The sequence below is a fragment of the Streptomyces sp. NPDC004126 genome (assembly GCF_050275515.1).
Taxonomy (GTDB): domain Bacteria; phylum Actinomycetota; class Actinomycetes; order Streptomycetales; family Streptomycetaceae; genus Streptomyces.
In genome coordinates this window covers 188,920-211,250 of the sequence record NZ_JBNNPF010000006.1, presented here as the reverse complement: position 1 = coordinate 211,250, position 22,331 = coordinate 188,920, and the positions used below count along the sequence as shown (strand labels likewise).

Genomic DNA, 22,331 nt, shown 5'->3' with positions numbered 1-22,331 from the left:
CGCCACCACCCGTCGCCCGGGCCGCGTTCACCCGCGCACGCCCCCGGCGCGCGCACGGCCCGGCGGTGACCCCCCGGCGGCACGGTCATCCGTACGCCCCGTCACCCGGGAGGGGTGTCCACGCGTTCGGGCCGTACACCCGGGAGGAGGACAGAACCGCAGGTCGGGGCGGGTCCGGTGCTCTTGTCACGGAAGCCGATTAAACGATGCGTTACTGATCCTTTACCCGACGGGTCCGCAACTCCCCCCACCCCGGGAGCGGTTGTACACGGCGTACTCAGCCGCTACCGCTTAGGAGCATCATGACCCTCCCCCTGACCCGTCGGATCGCCCGCGCCGCGCTTCTCCTCGCAGCCGGTACCGCTCCCGTGGTCGGTGCGGCAGGCGCCGCCAGCGCGGCCGACGCCGTGGGCCTGGAGTCCCTGCCGAAGCTGAACACGCTCACCGCCCCCGACGCCGGGGCGGCCACCGACGCCGCGCACACCGCCACCGAGGCCCTCCCGGCCGCCGCTCCCGTCGCCGCCCCCGCCACCGATGCCGTGGGCGGCGCCGGCGGAGCCACCCAGACGCTGGGCGGCCTGCCGGTCGCCGGGCAGGCCCTGGGCGGCGGTCTTCCGGGCGGCGGTCTTCCGGGCGGCCTGCTGGGCTGACCCGCGCCTGGACGCGCGAACGCCCGAGGGGGCCGGGAGCTGCTGCTCCCGGCCCCCTCGGCGCGTTCCCGGCGGGCGGCGGCGGTCAGCCGAGGCGCTTGACCGCGGCGGCGACCCGCTCGTCGGTGGCCGTGAAGGCCACGCGGACGAAGTTCGCGCCGGCCTCGCCGTAGAAGTCGCCCGGCGCGACCAGGATGCCGAGCTCCGCGAGGTGCGCGACGGTGTCCCAGCAGGGCTCGTCGCGGGTCGCCCACAGGTAGAGGCTGGCCTCGCTGTGCTCGATGCGGAAGCCGTGCGCCTCCAGGGCCGTGCGCAGCGCCTCGCGGCGGGCGGCGTAGCGGCCGCGCTGCTCCTCGACGTGGGCGTCGTCCCCGAGGGCCGCCACCGTGGCCGCCTGGACCGGGGCGGGGGTCATCATGCCGCCGTGCTTGCGGATCTCCAGCAGCTCGCCGAGGACGGCCGCGTCACCGGCGATGAACGCGGCCCGGTAGCCGGCCAGGTTGGAGCGCTTGGAGAGCGAGTGGACCGCGACGAGGCCCTCGTAGGAGCCGCCGCACACGTCGTCGTGGAGGACGGAGACGGGCTCGGCCTCCCAGCCCAGCTCCAGGTAGCACTCGTCGCTGAAGACGAGGATGCCGTGCTCGCGCGCCCAGGCGACGATCCGGATCAGCTCTTCCTTGGGGATGACCTTCCCGGTGGGGTTGGACGGGGAGTTGAGCCACAGGAGCTTCACGCCCGCCGGGTCGAGCTGGGTCGGGTCGTCGTAGACGACGGCCTCGGCGCCGCACAGCCGCGCGCCGACCTCGTACGTCGGGTACGCGAGGCGCGGGTAGGCGACCTTGTCGCCGGCGCCCAGGCCCAGCTGGGTCGGCAGCCAGGCCACCAGCTCCTTGGAGCCGACCACGGGCAGCACGTTGCGGTGTCCGGCGGCGCTCGCGCCGAGGCGGCCGCGCAGCCAGCCGGTGATCGCGTCGCGCAGGGCGGGCGTGCCCCACACGGTGGGGTAGCCCGGGGAGTCGGCGGCGGCGACGAGGGCGCGCTGGATGAGGTCCGGCACCGGGTCCACGGGCGTGCCGACGGACAGGTCGACGATGCCGTCAGCGTGGGCCGCCGCCGTGGCCTTGTACGGCTCCAGCTTGTCCCAGGGGAACGTGGGAAGACGGTCGGAAACTGCGGCCACGGTGCTCTGCTCTCTCTCAGGGGCTGGAACGGTGCGGGGGAAAACGGCTCGGTCCCGCCCGGCAGGGGTGCCGTACGGGACCGAGAAGCGCGTCTGCCGTGAAACGGTCAGTGCTCGCCGGCGTTGATGTCGGCGGGCAGCGCGGCGACGAAGGGGTGGTCGCGCTCGATCAGGCCGAGCTTGGAGGCACCACCGGGCGAACCGAGCTCGTCGAAGAACTCGACGTTCGCCTTGTAGTAGTCCTTCCACTCCTCCGGAGTGTCGTCCTCGTAGAAGATGGCCTCGACGGGGCAGACCGGCTCACAGGCGCCGCAGTCGACGCACTCGTCCGGGTGGATGTACAAGGACCGCTGGCCCTCGTAGATGCAGTCGACGGGGCACTCTTCGATACAGGCCTTGTCCTTGACGTCGACACAAGGCTCCGCGATGACGTAGGTCACGCTCTCGTTCCTCCTCGGTAGGGCTGTCCATTCGCGCGGGAGCGCGGCGTCGTCGATGCCCGCACCTAGTATCTCCGTTCCCGGGCACGATCCGAACAGGAGGGGCGGACAGAGCTGTGGAAATCACTGCCGGTGGGCTGCTGGAGATCCGTATTACCCCGGCTGACGTGGGTAAACGAGTCTCTGTACGACGGGTGGAGGACGGCGGGAGCGGCACCCCTGTGTTCGCGGACGCGGTAGGGGTTCTCACATCCTGGACCGGGGGTGTGCTGACGATCACACGCAAGGACGGCGTGTCCGTCCACATCCCGGAATCGTCGCTGGTCGCGGGCAAGATCGTGCCGCCCGCCCCGGCCCGGCGCAGGGGTCCCGCGGCCTCCTTCGAGGAGCTGGCGCGGGTCACGGCGCGGGCCTGGCTGCCGCTGGAGAGCGAGCCGCTCGGCGAGTGGACGCTGCGGGCCGCCGCCGGGTTCACGCGGCGGGCCAATTCCGCGCTCCCGCTCGGCGACCCCGGCATACCCCTGGACGAAGCACTCGCGCGGGTGACCTCCTGGTACGCGGAGCGCGACCTTCCGGCATACGTGCAGGCCGCGACGGGTGCCGCCGGGACGCAGGAGCTGCTCTGCGCGGAACTGGAGCGGCGGGGCTGGGTGAACGAGGTCTCGGCGGAGGTCCGCGCCGGGGGCCTGGCCCCGGTGGGCGACCTGGACGCGGACGTGGCCGCGGTGCGGCTGACCCGCGAGCCCGGCGAGGAGTGGCTCGCCCGCTACGGCAGGGTGCGGGACCCGGAGCTCGCCCGACGGATGCTGGTGGAGGGCCCGTCGGTGTGGTTCGCCTCCCTGGACGGCGGCCGGGCGATCGGGCGCTGCGTGGTCGACGGCCGCTGGGCCGGGTTCGCGGCCGTCACCGTCGCCCCGGAGGACCGGCGGCGGGGGCTCGCGACGGCGGTGATGACGGCGCTGGCCCGGCGGGCGCTGGAGGAGGGCGCGTCGGCGGCGTGGCTCCAGGTGGAGACGGACAATCCGGCGGCGCGGGCCCTGTACGACGGGATGGGCTTCGCCACGCACCACTCCTACCACCACTTCCGGGCGGCGCGGTGAACACCCGGGAGCTGTTCGCGGCGGAGGCCCGCGCGGAGCGGCCCGACCTGGCCCGGCTGTGCCTGCTGCTGGCCGCGGAGGCGGATCCGGCGCTGGACGAACGGGCCATGGACCGGGCCGAGATCGAGCTGGACCGGCTCGCGGGGATGCTGCCGTACGGGCTGCGGGACGCCCGGTCGTGGGCGGCGGCGGTGACGGAACTGCTGGGCGGCCGGCTGGGCTTCCACGGCACCCCGAAGGACTACGACCGGCTGTCGTCCTCGCTCCTGCACGAGGTGCTGCTGCGCCGGCGGGGCCTGCCGATCCTCCTCTCGGTGGTGTGGCTGGAGGTGGCCCGGCGGGCGGGCGCGCCGGTGTACGGGCTGGGGCTGCCGGGGCACTTCGTGGTGGGCTTCGGGGACCCGGAGGACTCGGTGGTGGTCGACCCCTTCGCCGGCGGTGCCTCGTTGGGCGCGGGGCCGGCGGAGCAGGCGGCCGCGCCGAAGACGCCGGCGCGGACGCTGGACATCGTGCTGCGGATCCTGAACAACATCCGGGTCTGGGCCTCGGCCCGGCCGGAGCACTCGGCGGTCGCCCTGTGGGCGCTGGACCTGTCGCTGCTGCTGCCGTCCCATCCGGCGGCCCTGCGGTACGAGCGGGCACGGCTCCTGGTGGAGCGGGGTTCCTTCCAGGAGGGTGCGGCCGAACTGGACGGGTACGCGGAGATCATGGACGCGGTGGACAAGGACGAGGCGGCCCGCATCCGCGGCGAGGCCGTCGCGGCTCGCGCCCTCCTGAACTAGCCGCGCCGCCTCCGCGGAGGGCCGCTGCCACCGGCACCGGCACCGGCACCGGCACCGGCACCGGCTACAGCCAGCCCTTCTCGCGGGCCACGCGTACCGCTTCGGCGCGGTTGCGGGCCGCGAGTTTCTGGATGGCCGTCGAGAGGTAGTTGCGGACCGTGCCCTGGGAGAGGCCGAGGCGGGACGCCAGTTCGGCGTTGGTCGCGCCGAACTCCGCCGCCCGCAGGACCTCCCGCTCGCGGTCCGTCAGGGGGTTCGCGCCCTCCGCGAGGGCCGCCGCCGCGAGGGTGGGGTCGATGACCCGCTCCCCCGCCAGGACCTTGCGCACCGCGTCGGCGAGCTGCGCGGCCGGGGCGTCCTTGACCAGGAAGGCCGAGGCGCCCGCCTCCATCGCCCGGCGGAGGTAGCCGGGGCGGCCGAAGGTGGTCAGCACGACGATCTTGAGCGCGGGGAGGGCGGCCCGCAGCTGCGCGGCCGCCTCGATGCCCGTCATGCCCGGCATCTCGATGTCGAGGAGGGCCACGTTCACGTCGTGGGAGCGGGCGGCCGCGACCACCTCGTCGCCGCGGGCGACCTGGGCCAGGACTTCGATGTCCGGTTCCAGCCCGAGGAGGGCCGCGAGTGCCTCCCGGACCATCGACTGGTCCTCGGCCAGGAGGATCCGGATGGGCACGGCGCCGGTTTCGCTCATGACCCGGATCCTAGGGGGACGCGCGCCTGCAGGCGGAAGCCGGTCTTGCCCACCGGACCGGCCGACAGGGTGCCACCGACCGCCTCCAGGCGTTCCGTCAGGCCGGTCAGGCCGTTGCCGGGGACGGCGGGGCCGCCCGTGCCGTCGTCGGTGACGGTCAGTTCGACGACCGGGCCCGCGAGGGTCTGGCGGGTGGTGAGGGTGACGGTGCAGCGCCGGGCCCCGCTGTGCCGGACCACGTTCGTCACGGCCTCGCGCAGGGACCACGCCAGCGCGGACTCCGTCTCCTCCGGCAGCTCGGCGTCGTCGCAGCCGGCCGGCAGGTCCGCCGCCACGCCCGCCGCCGCCAGCGCCGTGCGCGCGCCCGCGAGTTCGCCGGGAAGCGTCGGCCGCCGGTAGCCACTGACGGCCTCCCGTACGTCGACCAGCGCCTGCCGGCTGACCCGCTCGATGTCCGCGACCTGCTGGGCGGCCCGCTCGGGGTGCTCGGGCAGCATCCGGCCCGCCAGTTCGCTCTTGAGCGTGATCAGCGACAGCGAGTGGCCCAGCAGGTCGTGCAGGTCGCGGGCCATCCGCAGGCGCTCCTCGTTGGCGGCGAGCTCGGCGACCGTGGCCCGGGCCTGGCGCAGCTCTATCGTGGTCCGGATCATCGCCCGGACGCCGATCATCGCGAACCCGCCCATCAGCGCCGGGATCACCAGCCCGGCCAGGTACTGGGTGCCGCCCGGGACCGCGAAGGCGACCGCCGTCAGCAGCGCCGTCGCGCCGGGGACGGTCCAGCGGGACACCTCCCCCGGCAGGGCGGCGCCGGAGGAGATGGACACGTACACGAAGAGCACGAGCCACTCGCGGCCCAGGGTCAGCGACAGCACGGTGGCCTGCGCCGCGAGCACGGCCAGGGAGACCAGCACCCTGGGCACAGGCATCTGCCGGACGGTGCGGAAGACCAGCACCAGGTACCAGCAGGTGAAGGCCAGCAGGCCCAGGCCGCCGAGCAGCCGGGCCCCGGTGCTGTGTCCGCCGCTGACCAGGTCGGTGACGGGGGCGCTGAGGTAGAAGAGCCAGATCCCGATCCACAGGCCCTTCACCACCTTGTGGGTGGTGGTCTCCGGTGCCTGGCCGATGCGGTGCAGACCGTCGGTTTCCTGCGTCAGCGCCACGTCCTCAGGCCTTCAGTGAGTCCTTGCGGTACAGCCAGGCGGCCGCACCGGTGAACAGTACGAAGTACACGGCGAGGATCGCCACGTCCTTGGCGTGCGGCGCGCCCCCGAGCTCGATGGCCTGGCCGAGACCGGTGTAGGCGCGGGTCGGCAGCCACTCGCAGATGTTCCTGAGCCACTGCGGGAAGTTGGCGGTGGGCATCCACAGGCCGCCGAGGATCGCCAGGGCGAAGTAGATCAGCATCGTGATGGGGCGGACGTTGTCCGCGCTGGCCAGGTAGCCGATGGCGACGCCCAGCGCGGCGAAGACGAGGCTGCCGGCCCAGATCGAGCCGGTGAGGGCGAGCCACTGCCATGCCTCGAACCGTACGCCCTTGGCCCCGGCGGCGACGGCGAAGACGACCAGGATGGACGGCAGGGACAGGACGCCGGCGCTGGCGGTCTTGGCGAGGACGTAGCCGTGTCCGGGCAGGGCCGTCAGCCGCAGCTGGCGCACCCAGCCCTTCTCCCGCTCCTTGGCTATGCGTTCGCTGTTGCCGACGAGTACGGCCGTCAGGGCGCCGAAGGAGGCCATGGCGACCATGTAGAAGGCGGGCATGGTCAGTTCGGTGCCCATGACCTTGGTCGTGCCGTCCAGGGTGCCGCCGAGCATCAGGAAGAGGGCCGCCGGGTAGAGGACGGTGAAGAACAGGTACTTCTTGTTGCGCAGGGCGCGGGTGATCTCCAGCTTGACCAGCCGCAGGGTTCCGGCGCCGGCGGTGTTCGTCATCGGGTGGCCTCCTCGGCCTCGGTGAGGGCGATGAAGGCCTGTTCCAGGCCGAGGCCGGCGACCTCGAGGTTGCGGGGGCGCAGGCCGAGCGCGTACACGGCGTGCACGGTGGCGTCGGCGTCGCGCGACTGGAGCCGTACGGAGCGGCCGGTGAGGTCGAAGGCGGTCAAGCCCGGCAGGGCGCGCAGCGCCTGCTCGTCGACCGGCCCGTCGAGGTCGAAGGCGACCTTGCGGGCGCCGGCCTTGGCCTTGATCTCGGCGGCGGTGCCGTCGGCGAGCAGCCGGCCCTTGTTGAGGACGAGGACGCGGTCGGCGATCGCGTCCGCCTCCTCCAGGTAGTGGGTGGCGAACAGGACCGTGCGGCCCTGGGCGGCCTGCTCCCGCATGGTGGCCCAGAAGGCCTGGCGGGAGGTGACGTCCATGCCGGTGGTGGGCTCGTCCAGGACGATCAGGTCGTTGTGCCCGGCGGTGGCGAGGGCGAAGCGCACGCGCTGCTCCTGGCCGCCGGAGAGCTTGTTGACGACCCGGCCGGCGATCTCCTCGATCCCGGCCCGGCTGAGCACCTCGTCGACGGGGTACGGGCGCGGGTGCAGGGCGCAGCCGAGGCTGACGAGCTCGCGCACGGTCACCTCCTCCATGAGGCCGCCGCTCTGCAGCATGGCGCCGACCCGGCCGGCGGCGATGGCCTCGCGGGGGGTGGTGCCGAAGAGGCTGACGGTGCCGGAGTCGGCGGGGCGCAGGCCGAGGAGGAGGTCGAGGGTGGAGGACTTGCCGGCGCCGTTGGGGCCGAGGAGCGCGACGGTCTCGCCGGGGTGGAGTGCGAGGGAGAGGCCGTCGACGGCCCGGACCTTGCCGTAGCTCTTGGTCACGTTCTGGAAGGACACCACGGCTGCGGTGTCACCGCGTCCGTCTGCGGGGCCCGGGGCGGCGGGGTGTGCCGCGGTCGTCGTCGTCATGCCCCAAGGTTCGCCCGTACGGGGGTGGGTGCGGCAGTGTCGCGGGTCGTGACTCCCGCATGACGGATGTCATGCGCTCGGGGTGACATGCCTGGTGGGGCGGGGTTCCGGATGCGGCGATGCCCCTTCCCGGGGGCCGGGGAGGGGCATCGCCGCGCGGTCGTGGGCCGGTCAGTTCGCGTTGGTGTCGATCGTGACGGTCCGTTCGGCGGGGGTCTTGCCGATGAGGGCCTTGCCGAGGGCGCCCGCGACGTCCTGCGGGGTGACGGGGGTCTTGGCGCCGGTGCCCCGGGTGATCAGGACCCCGTCGAAGGCGTTCCCGTAGGTGGCCTTGAGGGCTTCCAGGTCGTACTTCTCGACGAGGCGTCCGTCCACGGCCGTCATGCTGAGGATCTTCGGCAGGGACTTGGGGCCGAAGGGGATGGACTTGGCGCCCGCCTTGACGGTCGCCACGCCGGACATCGCGGGCTCCGCGAACTCCTTCATGGCGCGGTCCAGTTCGGCCTGGTTGACCGTGGGCTCCTTCTTGGCGACGGGGAGTTGGACGGTCGGCGCCTTGCCGTTGGCGACGAGCTCCCGGAAGGCCTTGGTGACCTTGTCGACGGAGGCGTCGACGTCGAGGCCCTCACCGGCCCTGCCGGGCACGGCGACGGCCTTGCCGGTGTCGAACTTGATGGTGCTCTCGGAGGCCGAGCCGGCGGCGCCGGCCAGTTCCTGGAGGGAGACCCGCAGCTTCTCCTCGTCGACCGGCATGACGGCGGTGGCCGTGCGCTCGACTCCGAAGAGGGAGCCGATGACGGTGACGGGGTTGTAGTCGCTGCCCGTGGCGTTGCGGACGGTGGTCTGGCTGTCGAGGGTCAGGCCGGCCTTCTCGGGCTTCAGCTCGACCTGCTTGCCGCCGACGCTGAGCTGGAGCGGGGCGGCGGCGCGCTTGCCGAAGGCGGTCTGGAGCTTGGCGACGGCGTCGTCGCGGCTGCCGCTGATGTCGACGCCGAGGACGGTGGTGCCCTTGGGGACGTCGGAGTGGTTCATGAGCAGGCCGGCGCCGTAGGCCACGCCGGCGAGGACGACGACGCCGCCGCCGAGCAGGACCAGCTTGGAGCGGCCCTTCTTCTTGGCGGGCTTGCCGGGCTTGCCGGCCTTGGCGGACTTGGCGGCCTTGCCGGCGGGGGCGGGCGGCGGCGTCATCTGGCGCGGCGGCTTCGGGCCCGGCGGCGGGGCGGCCGGGCCGGGGGCGGGCACGGGCCCGGGGGCCGGGGTGTCGAAGGCCTCGGGGCCGGGCCAGCTCGGGGGCACCTCGGCGCCGACGGGTACGGTGCCCAGCGCGGGTCCGCCCGTCGGCCCGGCGGGCTCCGGGAAGCCGGACTCCGGGAAGGCGGGGAAGGCCTCGGTGCCGGGCCCGTTGTCGTACCCGGCGTACCCCTGGGGCGCGCCGACTCCGGGTCCGCCGACGGCGGGGGCCGGTGCGAAGCCGGCTCCGGTGCCGTGTGCGGCGGGGGGCTGCGGGCGGCCGGGCTCGGCCGGGGGCGCGAAGCCCGCGCCGGTGCCGGGCACGCCGGAGCCGTAGCTCGCGCCGGGAGCGGGAGCGCCGGGACCGCCGGGAGCGCTGCCCGGGCCGCCGGGACCGCCGGGACCGCCGGGGCCGCCGATGGGCACGCCGGCCGGGGGCGTCGCGGTCGGCGGGGTCGCCACCGCCTTGCGCGGGGCGAACCATCCGCCGGCCGGGGGCTCGGCGGGCGCCGGGGCCGGCTCGGGCGCGGGTGCGGCGGGCGCGGGGGCCGGGGCCGCTGCCGCGGGGAGCGCGGGCGCCGGGCGCCGCTCGGGCGTGCGCGGGGCCGCGCCCGAGGCCGGGCCGGCGGCGGCCGGGGACGCGTCCTGGGCGCCGTCCTTGACGGGCTTGCGCACGACCACGGGCGGGATCGGCCGGGATCCGGGGATGTTGATCCGGATCCGGGTCGTCAGGTGGGTCTCGGTCTTCGGCCCGTCGGTGTCGGTGTCGGGCGTGGACGGGTTCGAGGTCACAGGGTTCTCCTCCGGGACGGTCGCGGCGCCGGGACCGGGTGGCACGGACGGATACTGGCCGGTTCCATACGGCGGCGTACCCGAGGGGTAGGCGGCTCCACCGTGCCCTTGGGGCCCGGGGGACGAACTGTCGGTTTCACGACTCAAGGCAGGTTCTCCCGGTTGGCTCCGCCGCCCGTCATTCCGTGCGCGGGCAGCTCGGCGGCCCGTCCACCATACTGGCCGCCGCCCGGGCACAACTGTCGGCCAGGAATCCCAGGTTCCTCTTCTGCTTCCGCACGCCCCCGGGCGAGGGCCCGTCAAACCCCCGCAACCCGTCCCCGATCGGCGGATGCGGGAGTTCAGCGGCCTGTCATCCGCGGGACTTGGAGGCCGAAACGGGCCCTTGCGCGGGGCCGCGCATCGTGGCGCAGATCACAGCGGCCGCACTTCCCCCCAAAAGGTATGCGTACATGCCGATTCCGGAGGAACCGAGCAGGAAGTCCCCTTCGGGGCGGGGGACGCCGAGGAGGACGTAGGACAGGAACCAGCCGGCCGCCGGGGCGCCCACCCCGAGGCCCCCGCCGACCGTCAGCCGGCCCGCGAGGAACAGCCCGAGGAGGGCCGACAGCGCGAGCAGCAGCCCGGCCGGGAACCACAGGTCGACCACGAGCCAGCCCGCCGCGCCGGTCAGGGCGCCGAGGACGAGCAGGCCGAGGAGGGCGGCGATCCGCCCGGGGGTCAGCGCGGTGGTCACGCCTCCACCCCCGCGAAGAGGTCCCGCTCGCGCTCGCCGGCCGGCGCTCCGGAGCGGCCCGCGGCCAACTCGTAGTACTCCCGGGCGAAGAGGGGCTGGCCCAGGTCGTTGGAGAGGGCGAAGAAGGGGCCGTCCACGGCGATCTGGGTGACGTGCGCCCGCATGGCGGCCGCCTTCGCCGCGACCAGCACGGTGGCGTCGCCCTCGTCGCCGATCTCGGCGGTGATCCGCTCGTCGGGCACCACGCCCGGCACGTCGTCCGGGGCCGCGGTGCCCGGGAAGGAGGCGCCGGCCGCGCGCAGCCGCTCGAAGCCCTCCTCGACGACCGAGGCGGGCACGCGGTTCCAGTAGAGCTTCGCGACGGCGTGCGGGGCGCCGAGTTCGGGGCGGAACGCGGCGTCGGCCGCCAGCTCCGCGCCGCGCGTGGCGACCCGGTGGGCCTGGATGTGGTCGGGGTGGCCGTAGCCGCCGTCGGGGTCGTAGGTGACCAGGACCTGCGGGCGCAGCTCCCGGATCACTTCCACGAGGTACCCGGCGGCCTCGTCCAGGTCGGCCGACCAGAAGGAGCCGGGGCGGGCGTTCTGCGGGGCGCCCATCATCCCGGAGTCCCGGAAGCGGCCGGCGCCGCCGAGGAAGCGGTGGTCGACGACCCCGAGCTCCTTCATGGCGGCGGCGAGCTCGCCGACCCGGAAGGGGCCGAGGGTGTCGTCGCGGTCCGGCGCCAGGTGGGCCAGCTCGGCGGGGATGACCTCACCCTCCTCGCCGAGGGTGCAGGTCACCAGCGCGACGTGGGCGCCCTCGGCCGCGTACTTGGCCATGGTGACGCCGTTGTTGATCGACTCGTCGTCCGGGTGCGCGTGCACGAGGAGCAGACGACGGGCGGGAAGACCGTTCATGGGGCCAGCCTACGAGCAGTACCTACAGCTTGAGGCCACTGATCATGCTCGCCACGTTGGAGGTGAGCTGGCTGAGGGTGGGTGCGACCGTGGAACTCGCCAGGTAGAACCCGAGCAGTACGCAGACGAACGCGTGCCCCGCCTTCAGACCCGACCTCCGGACCAGAAGGAAGACGACGATCGCCAGCAGCACCACGGCCGAGATCGAGAGTGCCACGGCGTTTCACCTCCACGTCGAGCGGACATCGGTATGCGTACTCTTGCTCGGCGAATTCATACCCACCGTGCGCTACGGATCATAACTATCCGTACCAGCGCATCGATCGAATTCCGGCAGCACGAGGGGCGCATGCCGCGCACGGCCGGGGGCGCACGAAGACCGGCCGGGAGGGCTCCACGCCCTCCCGGCCGGCTGTCGGCACCCGCACGGCCGCACACGGCCCAGACTGCATGCCCCAGATCTCGGGGCAGAAACGGTCAAGTTGCCCCTGTGTTAAGCGTGTTGGGTCAAAGCCGGCCCGACCGGGCGTACGCACGCGGGGTGGCTGGAAATGATCGCTCACCCGGGCGTCCGAAACCGTTCGCTACTCCTTCGTCAGAGGGGCCGGCGGGGGCGGCAGTTCGCCCGGGGGCGGGACCACCTGCTTCTCGGCCGCGAAGTGGCAGGCCGACGGGTGGGCGGCCGGGCCCGGCGGGAGGGCCTGCGGGACGGCCAGCAGGGGGACCTCCGCCGCACAGCGGGATTCGGCCTTCCAGCAGCGGGTGCGGAAGCGGCAGCCCGACGGCGGATTGGCCGGGGAGGGCACGTCGCCGGTGAGGATGATCCGGTCCCGGTGGGCGCGGGCCCCCGGGTCGGGCACGGGCACGGCGGAGAGCAGGGCCTGGGTGTAGGGGTGGGTGGGGTGGTCGTAGATCTGGGTGTCCGTCCCGATCTCCACGACGCGGCCCAGGTACATGACCCCGACCCGGTCGGAGATGTGCCGGACGATGGACAGGTCGTGCGCGATGAACACGTACGAGAGGCCGAGCTCGGCCTGGAGCCGCTCCAGCAGGTTGACCACCTGGGCCTGGACCGAGACGTCCAGCGCGGAGACCGGCTCGTCCGCGACGATGACCTCGGGCCGGAGGGCCAGGCCCCGGGCGATGCCGATGCGCTGGCGCTGGCCGCCGGAGAACTGGTGCGGGTACCGGTTGATGTACTCCGGGTTCAGGCCGACCACGTCCAGGAGCTCCTGGACCTTGCGGCGCCGGTCGCCCTTCGGGGCCGCCTCGGGGTGGATCTCGTACGGCTCGCCGATGATGTCGCCGACCGTCATGCGCGGGTTCAGCGAGGTGTACGGGTCCTGGAACACCATCTGGATGTTGCGGCGCACCGCCTTCAGGGCGCGGCCCGAGAGCTTGGTGATGTCCTCGCCCTTGTACGAGATCGCGCCGGCGGTGGGGCGTTCGAGGTTGACCAGCATCCGGGCGACGGTGGACTTCCCGCAGCCGGACTCGCCGACGATGCCGAGGGTCTCGCCCGCGGCGAGGGAGAAGGAGACCCCGTCGACGGCCTTGACCGCGCCGACCTGCTTCTTGAAGAGGATGCCCCGGGTCAGCGGGTAGTGCTTGACGAGGTCGCGGACCTCCAGGATGGGCTCAGGCACCGAGGCACTCCTTCCAGAAGAAGCAGGCGCTGGCCCGGTCCGGGGCGACGTCGGCCAGCGGCGGGACCTCTGCCCGGCAGGCGGGCCGGGCCATCGGGCAGCGCGGGTTGAAGGCGCAGCCGGGCGGGATGGCCAGCAGGTTCGGCGGCAGGCCCTTGATGGCGTAGAGCTCCTGGCCCTTCTGGTCCAGGCGCGGGATCGAGTCGAGCAGGCCCCGGGTGTAGGGGTGGGCGGGCGACTTGTAGATCTCGCGCACGGGGGCGGCCTCGACGATCCGGCCCGCGTACATGACGGCGATCTTGTCGGCGACGTCGGCGACGACGCCGAGGTCGTGGGTGATCAGGATCAGGCCCATGTTGAGTTCGCGCTGGAGCTCGGCGAGCAGGTCCATGACCTGGGCCTGGACGGTGACGTCGAGGGCGGTGGTGGGCTCGTCGGCGATGATCAGGGAGGGTTCCAGGGCCAGCGCCATGGCGATCATGATGCGCTGGCGCATGCCGCCGGAGAACTGGTGCGGGTAGTCCCCCACCCGCTGCTTCGCGGCGGGGATCTTCACCCGGTCCATCAGCTCCACGGCCCTGGCCCGGGATTCCTTGCGGGACATCCCCCGGTGGACCTCGAACATCTCGCCGAGCTGGGCGCCGACGCTGAGCACGGGGTTGAGGGAGGACAGCGCGTCCTGGAAGATCATCGCCATTCCGGCGCCGCGGATCCTGCGGCGCTCCTCCTCCTTCGCCTTCAGCAGGTCCCGGCCCTTGAAGAGGATCTCGCCGCCCGCGATCCGGCCGGGCGGGACGTCGAGGATCCCCATCACGGCCTGGGCCGTCACCGACTTGCCGGAGCCGGACTCGCCGAGCACGGCGAGGGTCTCGCCCTCGTCCACCGAGTAGTTCACCCCGTTGACGGCCTTGGCGACCCCGTCCCGGGTGGCGAACTCGACGTGCAGGTCCCGGACTTCGAGCAGCATCTCGCGGCTCACACTCCTCAGCGCAGCTTGGGGTCGAGGGCGTCGCGCACCGCGTCGCCGAGCATGATGAACGCGAGCACGGTCACGCTCAGGGCGCCCGCGGGCCAGAGCAGCATGTGCGGGGCGTTGCGGATCTGGGTGGCGGCGTTGGAGATGTCGATGCCCCAGGAGACCGTGGGCGGGCGCAGGCCCACGCCGAGGAACGACAGGGTGGCTTCCAGGGAGATGTAGGTGCCCAGCGCGATGGTGGCGACGACGATGACGGGTGCGACGGCGTTGGGGGCCACGTGGCGCAGCAGCATGCGCCCGTTGCCGGCGCCGAGGGCGCGGGCGGCCTGGACGTAGTCGTTCTGCTTGGCGGTGATCACCGAGCCGCGGGCGATGCGGGCGAGCTGCGGCCAGCCGAGCAGCACGATGAAGCCGACGACGGGCCACACGGTGGTGCTGGTGACCACGGACAGGAAGACCAGCCCGCCGAGGACGACGGGGATGCCGAAGAAGATGTCGGCGACGCGGGAGAGCAGGGAGTCGCCCCAGCCGCCGAAGAAGCCGGCGAGTCCGCCGAGTACGGAGCCCAGCAGGGCGGCGCCGACGGTGGCGCAGATGCCGACGGTGATGGAGGCGCGGGCGCCGTAGACGGTGCGGGTGTAGACGTCGCAGCCCTGGGTGTCGTAGCCGAAGGGGTGGCCGGGGGCGGAGCCCTGCTGCGACTTGGACAGGTCGCACCGGAGGGGGTCGCCGCTCGCGATGAGCTGCGGCCAGATGGAGATGACGACGAGGAAGAGGATGATCAGCGCCGAGACGATGAAGACGGGGTTGCGGCGCAGCTGGTGCCAGGCGTCGGACCACAGGGACCGGGCCTTCTCCCGGGATGCCGCGGCTCCGGCCGCTCCGGCCGGGCCGGACTCCTCGGCGACGGCGACGCCTTCCACGCTCTCGGCCTCCTGGAGGGCCAGGTCCATGATCCCGCCCTGGCCGGTGGGTGACATCGCCTCGCCGGGGCGGGGGCCCACCGGGTCGTAGCCGCCGGGGCCTTCGGGGCGCTCGGGGCGCTCGGGGCGCTCGGGGCGCTCGGGCTCAGGCATAACGGATCCTCGGGTCCAGGACCGCGTAGAGCAGGTCGACGAGCAGGTTCGCCACCAGGAAGACGATGACGAGGATGGTGACGAAGCCGACCACCGTGGGCGAGTTGTTGCGCAGGATGCCCTGGTAGAGCTGGTAGCCGACGCCGTGGATGTTGAAGATCCGCTCGGTGATGATGGCGCCGCCCATCAGGGCGCCGATGTCGGTGCCGATGAAGGTGACCACCGGGATCAGGGAGTTGCGCAGCAGGTGGCGGGTGATGATCCTGCGCCGGGGCAGGCCCTTGGCGACGGCGGTGCGGACGTAGTCGGCCTTGACGTTCTCGGCGATGGAGGTCCGGCAGAGCCGGGTGACGTACGCGAGGGAGACCAGGGCGAGGACGAGGCCGGGCAGGATCAGCTCGTCGAAGGAGGCGTTCGAGGAGACGGTGGGGCGTACCCAGCCCCATTTGACGCCGAGGACGAACTGGATCACGTATCCGGTGACGAAGGTGGGCACCGAGATGACGACGAGGGTGAGGACCAGCAGGCTGGTGTCGATGGCCTTGCCCCGGCGCAGCCCGCTGACCACGCCGAGGGTGATGCCGATGACGACCTCGAAGAAGATCGCGACGAGGGTCAGGCGCAGGGTGACGGGGAAGGCCGTGGCCATCAGCTCGGTGACCGGCTGGCCGTTGAAGGCGGTGCCGAAGTCGCCCTTGAAGATCTGCCCCATGTAGTGGACGTACTGCTCCCACAAGGGCCGGTCGAGGTAGAGGTCCTTGCGGATCCGGGCGGCCGTGGCGGGGTCGGGGGCCTTGTCGCCGAAGAGGGCGGCGACCGGGTCGCCGAGCGCGTAGACCATGATGAAGATCAGGAAGGTGCTGCCGATGAACACGGGGATCATCTGGAGCAGCCGCCGGATCACATAACGTCCCATGGACTGCTCCAGGATCGATCCGTCGGAGGGGTCAGCTGACCTTGATCTCGTTGTAGACCGGGACGCTGAACTGGTTCAGGGCGACGTCGGAGATCCGCTCGGAGTGGCCGGCGCTGCCGTTCTGGTACCAGAGGGGGATGGACGGCATCTGCTCGGCGAGGACCTTCTCCGCGTCCTGGAAGGAGGCGATGGCCTTGGCGGCGTCGGTCTCCTGGTTGGCCTGGTCGACGAGCTTGTCGAAGTCCGGGCTGCTGAACTTGCCGTAGTTGGAGGAGGCTCCGGTGTAGTACAGCGGCTGGAGGAAGTTCTGGATCAGCGGGTAGTCGGCCTGCCAGCCGGAGCGGAAGGGGCCGGTGAGCTTGTAGGCGCTCTGCTGGTTGCGGAAGTCCGCGAAGGTGCCGACCGGGTTGACGGTGCAGACCGGGCCCTCGCCGAGGGCGTTGTTGACGCTGTTGCAGACGGCGTCCATCCAGTCGCGGTGCGAGCCGGTGTCCACGTTCGAGGTGAGGGTCATCTTGCCGCCGGGCAGGCCGCCGCCCTCCTGGATGAGGGCCTTGGCCGCCTGCGGGTCGTACTTGCAGGCGTCGCCGCAGAGGGTGGACTTGAAGCCGCCCTTTTCGCCGAGGGCCGGGGAGGTCCAGTCCTTGGCGGGGGTGCGGGTCTCGCGGAAGATCTGCTGGGTGATCTCGTCGCGGTTGATGGCCATCGAGATGCCGCGGCGGACCTTCTCCATGCCCTCCTTGCCCCACTGGGGGTCGTACAGGGGGAAGGTGAGGGTCTGGATGATGAGGGCCGGCTGGTTGATGTAGCGGTCGCCGAGGTCGTTCTTGACGTTCTTCAGCTGCTGGGCGGGGACGTCGTCGACGAGGTCGAGGTTGCCGGCGATCAGGTCGGTGTAGGCGGTGTTGTTGTCGGTGTAGACCTTGAGGTCGACGCCGCCGTTCTGCGCCTTGTCCTCGCCGGGGTACCCCTCCCACTTGCGCAGCTTCATGCCGGTGCCCTTGGTGTACGAGTCCACCGTGTACGGGCCGTTGCCGACGGGCTTGTCGAGCCAGGCGGAGTGGTCGGTGAAGAAGGACTTGGGCAGGGGGGAGAAGGCCTGGTAGCCGAGGGTCTCGGGCCAGGTGGAGAACTTGGACTTGAGGGCGACGGTGAAGGTCTTCGGGTCCTTGACGACCAGGCCGGACATGGTCTTGGCCTTGGGGTCCCCGGAGGCCGGGTGCAGGTCGGCGTAGCCGACGATGTCGGCGAAGAAGGGCGCGTTGTTCTGCTTGTTGCGCACGTCCGCCGCGTAGTTCCAGGCGTCGACGAAGGACTGCGCGGTGACCGGCTCGTCGTTGCTGAACTTCCAGCCGTCCTTCAGGGTGACCGTGAAGTTCTGGCTGTCGGTGGTCTCGATCTTCTCGGCGACCATGTTCCTGGCCTCGCCGGTCTTGGCGTCGTAGCGCTTGAGGCCCCGGAAGAGCATGTCGAGGACCTTGCCGCCCTGCACCTCGTTGGTGTTGGCGGGCTCCAGCGGGTTCTGCGGGTCACCCCAGGAGGAGCTGACGATCCCTGCCGCACCGCCGCCTCCGCCGCTGTCGCTCCCGCCGCCGCAGGCCGTCGCCGCGAGGGCGACGGCCACCGCACATGCGGCCCACTTGGCGTGGGTGGCTCCGCGCATGGACTGCCTCCTAGAGGTACCAGGACTCACTTAGGGGCAATGTCACCTCATGTCGGGTCCTGCGCACTCCTGGTTGGCCCTTTTGCACCCTCGCGTCCCCCGCCTGTCACCCCTGGGGTTGAAACTGCTGTCTGTTGGCCGGGTGTGAGTGTGTTGTGGCATGCATGGGTGAGTGCCTGGTTCGTGATGGAGGGGTCGGCGCTGGGGGGAACGGGAGTTCTTGCATCGAATGGGTGACCTTTGGGGGTGGTGCTCGTTGACCGGGTGGCGGATTCATTCGATGTCGGGGTGGTGGGTGGGGTGCGGGTGTTGTCGGCGCCGTTTGTCGCGCCCGGGCCCACGGGTGTCGCGGTGCGGACCCGGCTGAAGGGCCTGACCGGGCGGGATGAGGAGGTGCTTGCCCTGGTCGGCGGGCATCTGGGCTCGCTCGCCTCGGGGGACTTGGCCGTGCGCTGCCGTGACGGCCTGGCCCACTCCACCGACACCTGGGCGGCCCGCAAGCGGGAGGTGACCGCGCGGTCGTCGTCGCGGTGGGCGGGCAGCATCACCAAGGCCACGCACGATCAGTGGGCGCCGGCCCGGCGTGGACAGACGGCGCACCTCCGGAACCTGGAGGCCGCCCGCTGGTTCCTTTCCGCTGATGGCGAGTCGGGGAAGCGGTTCGGGAACGAGACGATCCGTGTCGCCCCGGACGGCGAGGTGTCGGTCAAGCTGCCCGCCCCGCTCGCCCATCTGGCCAACGGGAAGCATGGCCGGTACGTCCTCTCCTGCCGTGTGACGTTCCCGCACGGGGGGACCGAGTGGGCCGATCGGGTCGAGGCGAACCGGGCGGTGGCTTACCGCATCCACCTGGACGTGGAGCGTGGCCGCTGGTATCTGACCGCTTCCTGGCAGTACCCGCCCGCCCCGGCCATCCCGATGGAGACGGCGCTTGCGCACGGTGTGATCGGGGTGGCCACCAACGCCGACCACCTCGCCGCCTGGCGCCTGGACCGGCACGGCAACCCCATCGGCAACCCCCGCCGCTTCGCCTACCAGCTCACCGGCAGCGCCGGCCACCGCGACGCCCAGGTCCGCCACGCCCTCACCCGCCTCCTCAACTGGGCCGAGACATGCGGCGTCAAGGCGATCGCGGTCGAGGACCTCGACTTCACGGCCGAGAAAACCCGCGAAAAGCACGGCGGCAAGCGCCGGTTCCGGCAGCTGATCTCCGGCATGCCCACCGGCCGCATGCGCGCCCGCGCCCAAGGGCACCCAATCCGGCGTCGGACGGCACCGCCCCCTGCTCGCCGGAGTGATGAGCAGGGGCATCGGACCGTCCAGGCCCGACCGGGGGCTCTTGGGCGTGAGGAAACCCGCCCCCGCGTTCCCGGACCGCGCACACGATGCGACGGGCCCGGACACGGAGTGAAAGCGGGAGACCAGTGTGCCCAGCACCGTTCGGGGCACACGGCTGAGCACGGGTTCTGGCAACAGGACTCGCTCCCGCTCAGTCTTCAAGAACGGTGCAATGCGAGCTCCCAGGTGTCGACCGCGTAGTGCAGGGCCATGCCGTGCGCCTCGTACAGGGCGAGGGCTCCGCTCTCGTTGAGGGTGTCCACGCCCAGGCCCAGCGTGTCGCGGCCGCGGGCCGCGTAGGCGGCGAAGGCGTGCCGCAGCAGGTGGGAGCCGAAGCCGTACCCGCGCAGGTCCTCGCGTACGCCGAGGTGGCTGATCCAGGCCATGCTGGTGCGGTCGTCGCGGGTGACGAGGACCGCGACGTCGCCCTTGCCGGGCAGGCTCGCGATCCACACGAGCGACCAGTCGAGGGAGCGGCCGTCGATGTGGTCGAGCCAAGCCTCGTACGGGCGGTGCGCGTGCCCGAAGTGGGCGGCGAAGGTCTCCTCCACCAGGGCGTGGGCGCGGCGGCGGTCGGCCTCGTCGGCGGCGCAGTCGCGCAGGGCGAGGCCGCCGAGCGGGGCGGGCGGCAGGTCGGCGGCGGGCGAGAGCCGGCGGGTCATCACCTGGTAGCGGCGCACGCTGCGGTAGCCGCGGCCGGTGAGGAGGGCGAGGTTCAGGGTGGGCCGGACGTTGAGCTGGATCCGCAGCCGGGCGTCGCGGCCGGTGCCGGAGGCCATCCGGCGGGCGCGCTCCTCCATCCGGTGCAGCAGGGCCGTCGCGGCCCGTTCGTGTCCGGGCAGGACGTAGTGGTCGCCGTCGACCCGGCCGGGGCCGGAGTCGGCCCAGACGAGGGCGTAGGCGACGAGCCGGCCGTCCTGGAAGGCGAGCCAGGAGTCGGTGGCGAGGTCCACGTCGGGGTGGTTGAGGTCGGCCTCGACGGTGCCCAGGTCGGTCTCGGGTCTGCCGATCTCGATGACGTCGACGGCGTTGAGCAGTGCGCAGATGTCCCGGGCGTCCCCGGGCCCGGCCGGGCGGACGGTCAGCGTCTCGGTGGTCATCCGTCCACTGTCTGCGGCGCCGGGGCGCGGCCGCAACGGACTTTGTGCCCCTGCTGCGGGAAACACCGAGGGCGCCCGGCCCGGAGCTGGTGCTCCGGGCTCGGGCGCCCTGGGACGCGTACGCCGTACGGGAGGTCAGCCGGCCAGGACGGCGCGGTCCTCCGCGAAGTGGCACGCCGACTCGTGCGCGGCCGGGGTGTCGACGCCCTGGAAACGCGTCGGGATCGCCAGCAGCGGCTCCTCCGTGGCGCACTTCTCCTCGGCCTTCCAGCAGCGGGTGCGGAAGCGGCAGCCCGACGGCGGGTTGGCCGGGGAGGGGACGTCACCGGTGAGGATGATCCGCTCGCGGCCCTCGCGGGCCTCCGGGTCCGGGACCGGCACGGCGGAGAGCAGGGCCTGGGTGTACGGGTGGGTGGGGTGGTCGTAGATCTCGGCGTCGCTGCCGATCTCGGCCATCTTGCCCAGGTACATGACGCCCACGCGGTCCGAGATGTGCCGGACGATGGACAGGTCGTGCGCGATGAAGACGTAGGAGAGGTTGAACTCGTCCTGGAGCTTCTCCATCAGGTTGATGACCTGTGCCTGCACCGACACGTCGAGCGCGGAGACCGGCTCGTCGCAGATGATGATCTCGGGCTGGAGCGCGAGGCCGCGGGCGATGCCGATGCGCTGGCGCTGGCCGCCGGAGAACTGGTGCGGGTACCGGTTGATGTACTCCGGGTTCAGACCCACGACGTCCAGGAGCTCCTGGACCTTGCGGCGCCGGTCGCCCTTGGGAGCCACCTCGGGGTGGATCTCGAAGGGCTCGCCGATGATGTCGCCGACCGTCATGCGCGGGTTCAGCGAGGTGTACGGGTCCTGGAACACCATCTGGATGTTGCGGCGGACGGCCTTGAGGGCCGCGCCGGACAGCTTGGTGATGTCCTGGCCCTTGTAGAAGACCTCGCCGGCGGTGGCCTTCTCCAGGCTCATGAGGAGCTTGGCGACGGTGGACTTGCCACAGCCGGACTCACCGACGATGCCGAGGGTCTCGCCCTGGTAGAGGTCGAAGGAGACCCCGTCGACGGCCTTGACCGCGCCGATCTGCTTCTTGAACAGGATGCCCTGGGTCAGCGGGAAGTGCTTGACCAGGTTGCGCACCTGAAGGATCGGCTCGCCCTTGGGCTTGGTGAGATCAGCCATGGATCTGCTCCTTCCAGAAGTGGCACGCGCTGCCGCGGCCCGGCAGCTCGGTGCCGTCCTGCTCGGTCACCTGGTGCAGGACGGGCACGTCGGTGCGGCAGATGTCCTGGGCCTTGGGGCAGCGCGGGTTGAAGGCGCAGCCCGTGGGGAGGTTGAGCAGGTTGGGCGGCAGGCCCTTGATCGCGTAGAGCTCCTGGCCCTTCTGGTCCAGGCGCGGGATCGAGTCGAGCAGGCCGCGGGTGTACGGGTGCGCCGGGCGGCTGTAGATCTCGTGGACCGGGGCGGTCTCGACAATCCGGCCGCCGTACATGACGGCGATCTTGTCCGCGACGTCGGCGACGACGCCGAGGTCGTGGGTGATCAGGATCAGGCCCATGTTCATCTCGCGCTGGAGCTCCGCGAGCAGGTCCATGACCTGGGCCTGGACCGTCACGTCGAGGGCCGTGGTCGGCTCGTCGGCGATGATCAGGTCGGGCTCCAGGGCCATCGCCATGGCGATCATGATGCGCTGGCGCATACCGCCGGAGAACTGGTGCGGGTAGTCGCCCACGCGCGCCTTGGCGGCGGGGATCTTCACCCGGTCCATGAGCTCGACGGCCTTGGCCAGCGAGTCCTTCTTGGACATGCCGCGGTGGACGCGGAACATCTCGCCGAGCTGGGCGCCGACGGTGTGCACCGGGTTCAGCGAGGACAGGGCGTCCTGGAAGATCATGGCGATCTTCGAACCGCGGATCTTGCGGTACTCCTCGGCCGGGAGCTTCAGCAGGTCCTGGCCCTGGAAGAGGATCTCACCGGAGGGGATCTTGCCGGGCGGCATGTCGAGGATGCCCATGATGGCCTGCGCCGTCACGGACTTGCCGGAGCCGGACTCGCCGAGGACGGCGAGGGTCTCGCCGGCGTTCACCGAGTACGAGACGCCGTTCACGGCCTTGGCGACACCGTCGCGGGTGTGGAACTCGACGTGCAGGTCGCGCACATCGAGCAGGGGGGTCCCCTCCGGCGCCGAGCGGGGCGCGGGGACGTTCGAGGTCTTGTCGATGGTGGTCAACGTA

22 protein-coding genes are annotated in these 22,331 nt (G+C 72.1%); 4 read left to right on the top strand and 18 right to left on the bottom strand.

Annotated features, from left to right (window positions below):
• Window positions 1–302 precede the first annotated feature (302 nt).
• Window positions 303–650 carry an ATP-binding protein gene (locus tag ACQKM2_RS08675; RefSeq protein WP_427707715.1) on the top strand — a complete coding sequence of 116 codons (348 nt, stop codon included), beginning with the start codon at window positions 303–305 and terminating at the stop codon, window positions 648–650.
• An 85-nt stretch (window positions 651–735) separates the two neighbouring features.
• On the opposite strand, the gene dapC is transcribed toward ACQKM2_RS08675, so the two are convergent.
• Window positions 736–1,830: a succinyldiaminopimelate transaminase gene (gene dapC / locus ACQKM2_RS08670; protein ID WP_427707713.1), complete on the bottom strand. Its 1,095-nt coding sequence runs from the start codon at window positions 1,828–1,830 to the stop codon at window positions 736–738.
• A 107-nt stretch (window positions 1,831–1,937) separates the two neighbouring features.
• Window positions 1,938–2,270 carry a ferredoxin gene (gene fdxA, locus ACQKM2_RS08665; RefSeq protein ID WP_007266339.1) on the bottom strand — a complete coding sequence of 111 codons (333 nt, stop codon included), beginning with the start codon at window positions 2,268–2,270 and terminating at the stop codon, window positions 1,938–1,940.
• Between the two features lie 116 nt (window positions 2,271–2,386).
• Here fdxA and ACQKM2_RS08660 point away from each other — a divergent pair, with 116 nt between their 5' ends.
• Both ACQKM2_RS08660 and ACQKM2_RS08655 read left to right on the top strand, forming a co-directional pair.
• Complete coding sequence (locus tag ACQKM2_RS08660; RefSeq protein ID WP_427707711.1) at window positions 2,387–3,370, top strand: GNAT family N-acetyltransferase; 984 nt, start codon at window positions 2,387–2,389, stop codon at window positions 3,368–3,370.
• Entirely contained in the window at window positions 3,367–4,152 is a 786-nt protein-coding gene (locus tag ACQKM2_RS08655; RefSeq protein ID WP_427707709.1) for a transglutaminase-like domain-containing protein, read from the top strand. The genes ACQKM2_RS08660 and ACQKM2_RS08655 overlap by 4 nt, the downstream gene beginning before the upstream one ends.
• A gap of 64 nt (window positions 4,153–4,216) precedes the next feature.
• Here ACQKM2_RS08655 and ACQKM2_RS08650 read toward each other — a convergent pair whose 3' ends face one another.
• The 13 genes from ACQKM2_RS08650 to ACQKM2_RS08590 form a co-directional block, all read right to left on the bottom strand.
• The gene (locus ACQKM2_RS08650) at window positions 4,217–4,843 is read right to left on the bottom strand and encodes a response regulator (protein ID WP_427707707.1); all 627 of its coding nucleotides are present in this window, start codon (window positions 4,841–4,843) and stop codon (window positions 4,217–4,219) included.
• A complete protein-coding gene (locus tag ACQKM2_RS08645) occupies window positions 4,840–6,003 on the bottom strand; it encodes a sensor histidine kinase (protein ID WP_427707705.1) in 1,164 nt (387 codons plus the stop codon). The genes ACQKM2_RS08650 and ACQKM2_RS08645 overlap by 4 nt, the downstream gene beginning before the upstream one ends.
• A 4-nt stretch (window positions 6,004–6,007) precedes the next feature.
• Entirely contained in the window at window positions 6,008–6,772 is a 765-nt protein-coding gene (locus ACQKM2_RS08640) for an ABC transporter permease (RefSeq protein WP_427707703.1), read from the bottom strand.
• Window positions 6,769–7,728, bottom strand: a complete 960-nt coding sequence (locus tag ACQKM2_RS08635; protein WP_427707701.1) for an ABC transporter ATP-binding protein — start codon at window positions 7,726–7,728, stop codon at window positions 6,769–6,771. Before ACQKM2_RS08635 ends, ACQKM2_RS08640 begins: the two co-directional genes overlap by 4 nt.
• Before the next feature lie 171 nt (window positions 7,729–7,899).
• Window positions 7,900–9,897 (bottom strand): hypothetical protein, encoded by a 1,998-nt coding sequence (locus ACQKM2_RS08630; protein WP_427707699.1) that lies wholly within the window; start codon window positions 9,895–9,897, stop codon window positions 7,900–7,902.
• A 205-nt stretch (window positions 9,898–10,102) separates the two neighbouring features.
• Window positions 10,103–10,486 (bottom strand): DUF6113 family protein, encoded by a 384-nt coding sequence (locus ACQKM2_RS08625; protein ID WP_427707697.1) that lies wholly within the window; start codon window positions 10,484–10,486, stop codon window positions 10,103–10,105.
• Window positions 10,483–11,382: an N-acetyl-1-D-myo-inositol-2-amino-2-deoxy-alpha-D-glucopyranoside deacetylase gene (gene mshB, locus ACQKM2_RS08620; RefSeq protein WP_427707694.1), complete on the bottom strand. Its 900-nt coding sequence runs from the start codon at window positions 11,380–11,382 to the stop codon at window positions 10,483–10,485. The genes ACQKM2_RS08625 and mshB overlap by 4 nt, the downstream gene beginning before the upstream one ends.
• Before the next feature lie 22 nt (window positions 11,383–11,404).
• Entirely contained in the window at window positions 11,405–11,599 is a 195-nt protein-coding gene (locus tag ACQKM2_RS08615; protein WP_045952243.1) for a hypothetical protein, read from the bottom strand.
• Between the two features lie 367 nt (window positions 11,600–11,966).
• A complete protein-coding gene (locus ACQKM2_RS08610; RefSeq protein WP_427707691.1) occupies window positions 11,967–13,028 on the bottom strand; it encodes an ABC transporter ATP-binding protein in 1,062 nt (353 codons plus the stop codon).
• A complete protein-coding gene (locus tag ACQKM2_RS08605; protein WP_427707790.1) occupies window positions 13,021–13,995 on the bottom strand; it encodes an ABC transporter ATP-binding protein in 975 nt (324 codons plus the stop codon). The genes ACQKM2_RS08610 and ACQKM2_RS08605 overlap by 8 nt, the downstream gene beginning before the upstream one ends.
• Window positions 13,996–14,012: 17 nt before the next feature.
• Complete coding sequence (locus ACQKM2_RS08600; RefSeq protein WP_427707688.1) at window positions 14,013–15,080, bottom strand: ABC transporter permease; 1,068 nt, start codon at window positions 15,078–15,080, stop codon at window positions 14,013–14,015.
• The gene (locus tag ACQKM2_RS08595; protein WP_427707685.1) at window positions 15,073–15,996 is read right to left on the bottom strand and encodes an ABC transporter permease; all 924 of its coding nucleotides are present in this window, start codon (window positions 15,994–15,996) and stop codon (window positions 15,073–15,075) included. Before ACQKM2_RS08595 ends, ACQKM2_RS08600 begins: the two co-directional genes overlap by 8 nt.
• A gap of 31 nt (window positions 15,997–16,027) precedes the next feature.
• The gene (locus ACQKM2_RS08590) at window positions 16,028–17,659 is read right to left on the bottom strand and encodes a peptide ABC transporter substrate-binding protein (RefSeq protein WP_427707683.1); all 1,632 of its coding nucleotides are present in this window, start codon (window positions 17,657–17,659) and stop codon (window positions 16,028–16,030) included.
• 291 nt (window positions 17,660–17,950) lie between these two features.
• On the opposite strand from ACQKM2_RS08590, the gene ACQKM2_RS08585 reads away from it, so the two are divergent.
• Window positions 17,951–19,198, top strand: a complete 1,248-nt coding sequence (locus tag ACQKM2_RS08585; RefSeq protein WP_427707787.1) for a transposase — start codon at window positions 17,951–17,953, stop codon at window positions 19,196–19,198.
• On the opposite strand, the gene ACQKM2_RS08580 is transcribed toward ACQKM2_RS08585, so the two are convergent.
• The 3 genes from ACQKM2_RS08580 to ACQKM2_RS08570 form a co-directional block, all read right to left on the bottom strand.
• Window positions 19,156–20,097, bottom strand: a complete 942-nt coding sequence (locus ACQKM2_RS08580) for a GNAT family N-acetyltransferase (protein WP_427707681.1) — start codon at window positions 20,095–20,097, stop codon at window positions 19,156–19,158. The two genes, ACQKM2_RS08585 and ACQKM2_RS08580, sit on opposite strands and share 43 nt — an antisense overlap.
• 135 nt (window positions 20,098–20,232) lie before the next feature.
• A complete protein-coding gene (locus tag ACQKM2_RS08575; RefSeq protein ID WP_427707679.1) occupies window positions 20,233–21,279 on the bottom strand; it encodes an ABC transporter ATP-binding protein in 1,047 nt (348 codons plus the stop codon).
• Entirely contained in the window at window positions 21,272–22,327 is a 1,056-nt protein-coding gene (locus ACQKM2_RS08570; RefSeq protein ID WP_427707677.1) for an ABC transporter ATP-binding protein, read from the bottom strand. Before ACQKM2_RS08570 ends, ACQKM2_RS08575 begins: the two co-directional genes overlap by 8 nt.
• Window positions 22,328–22,331 lie beyond the last annotated feature (4 nt).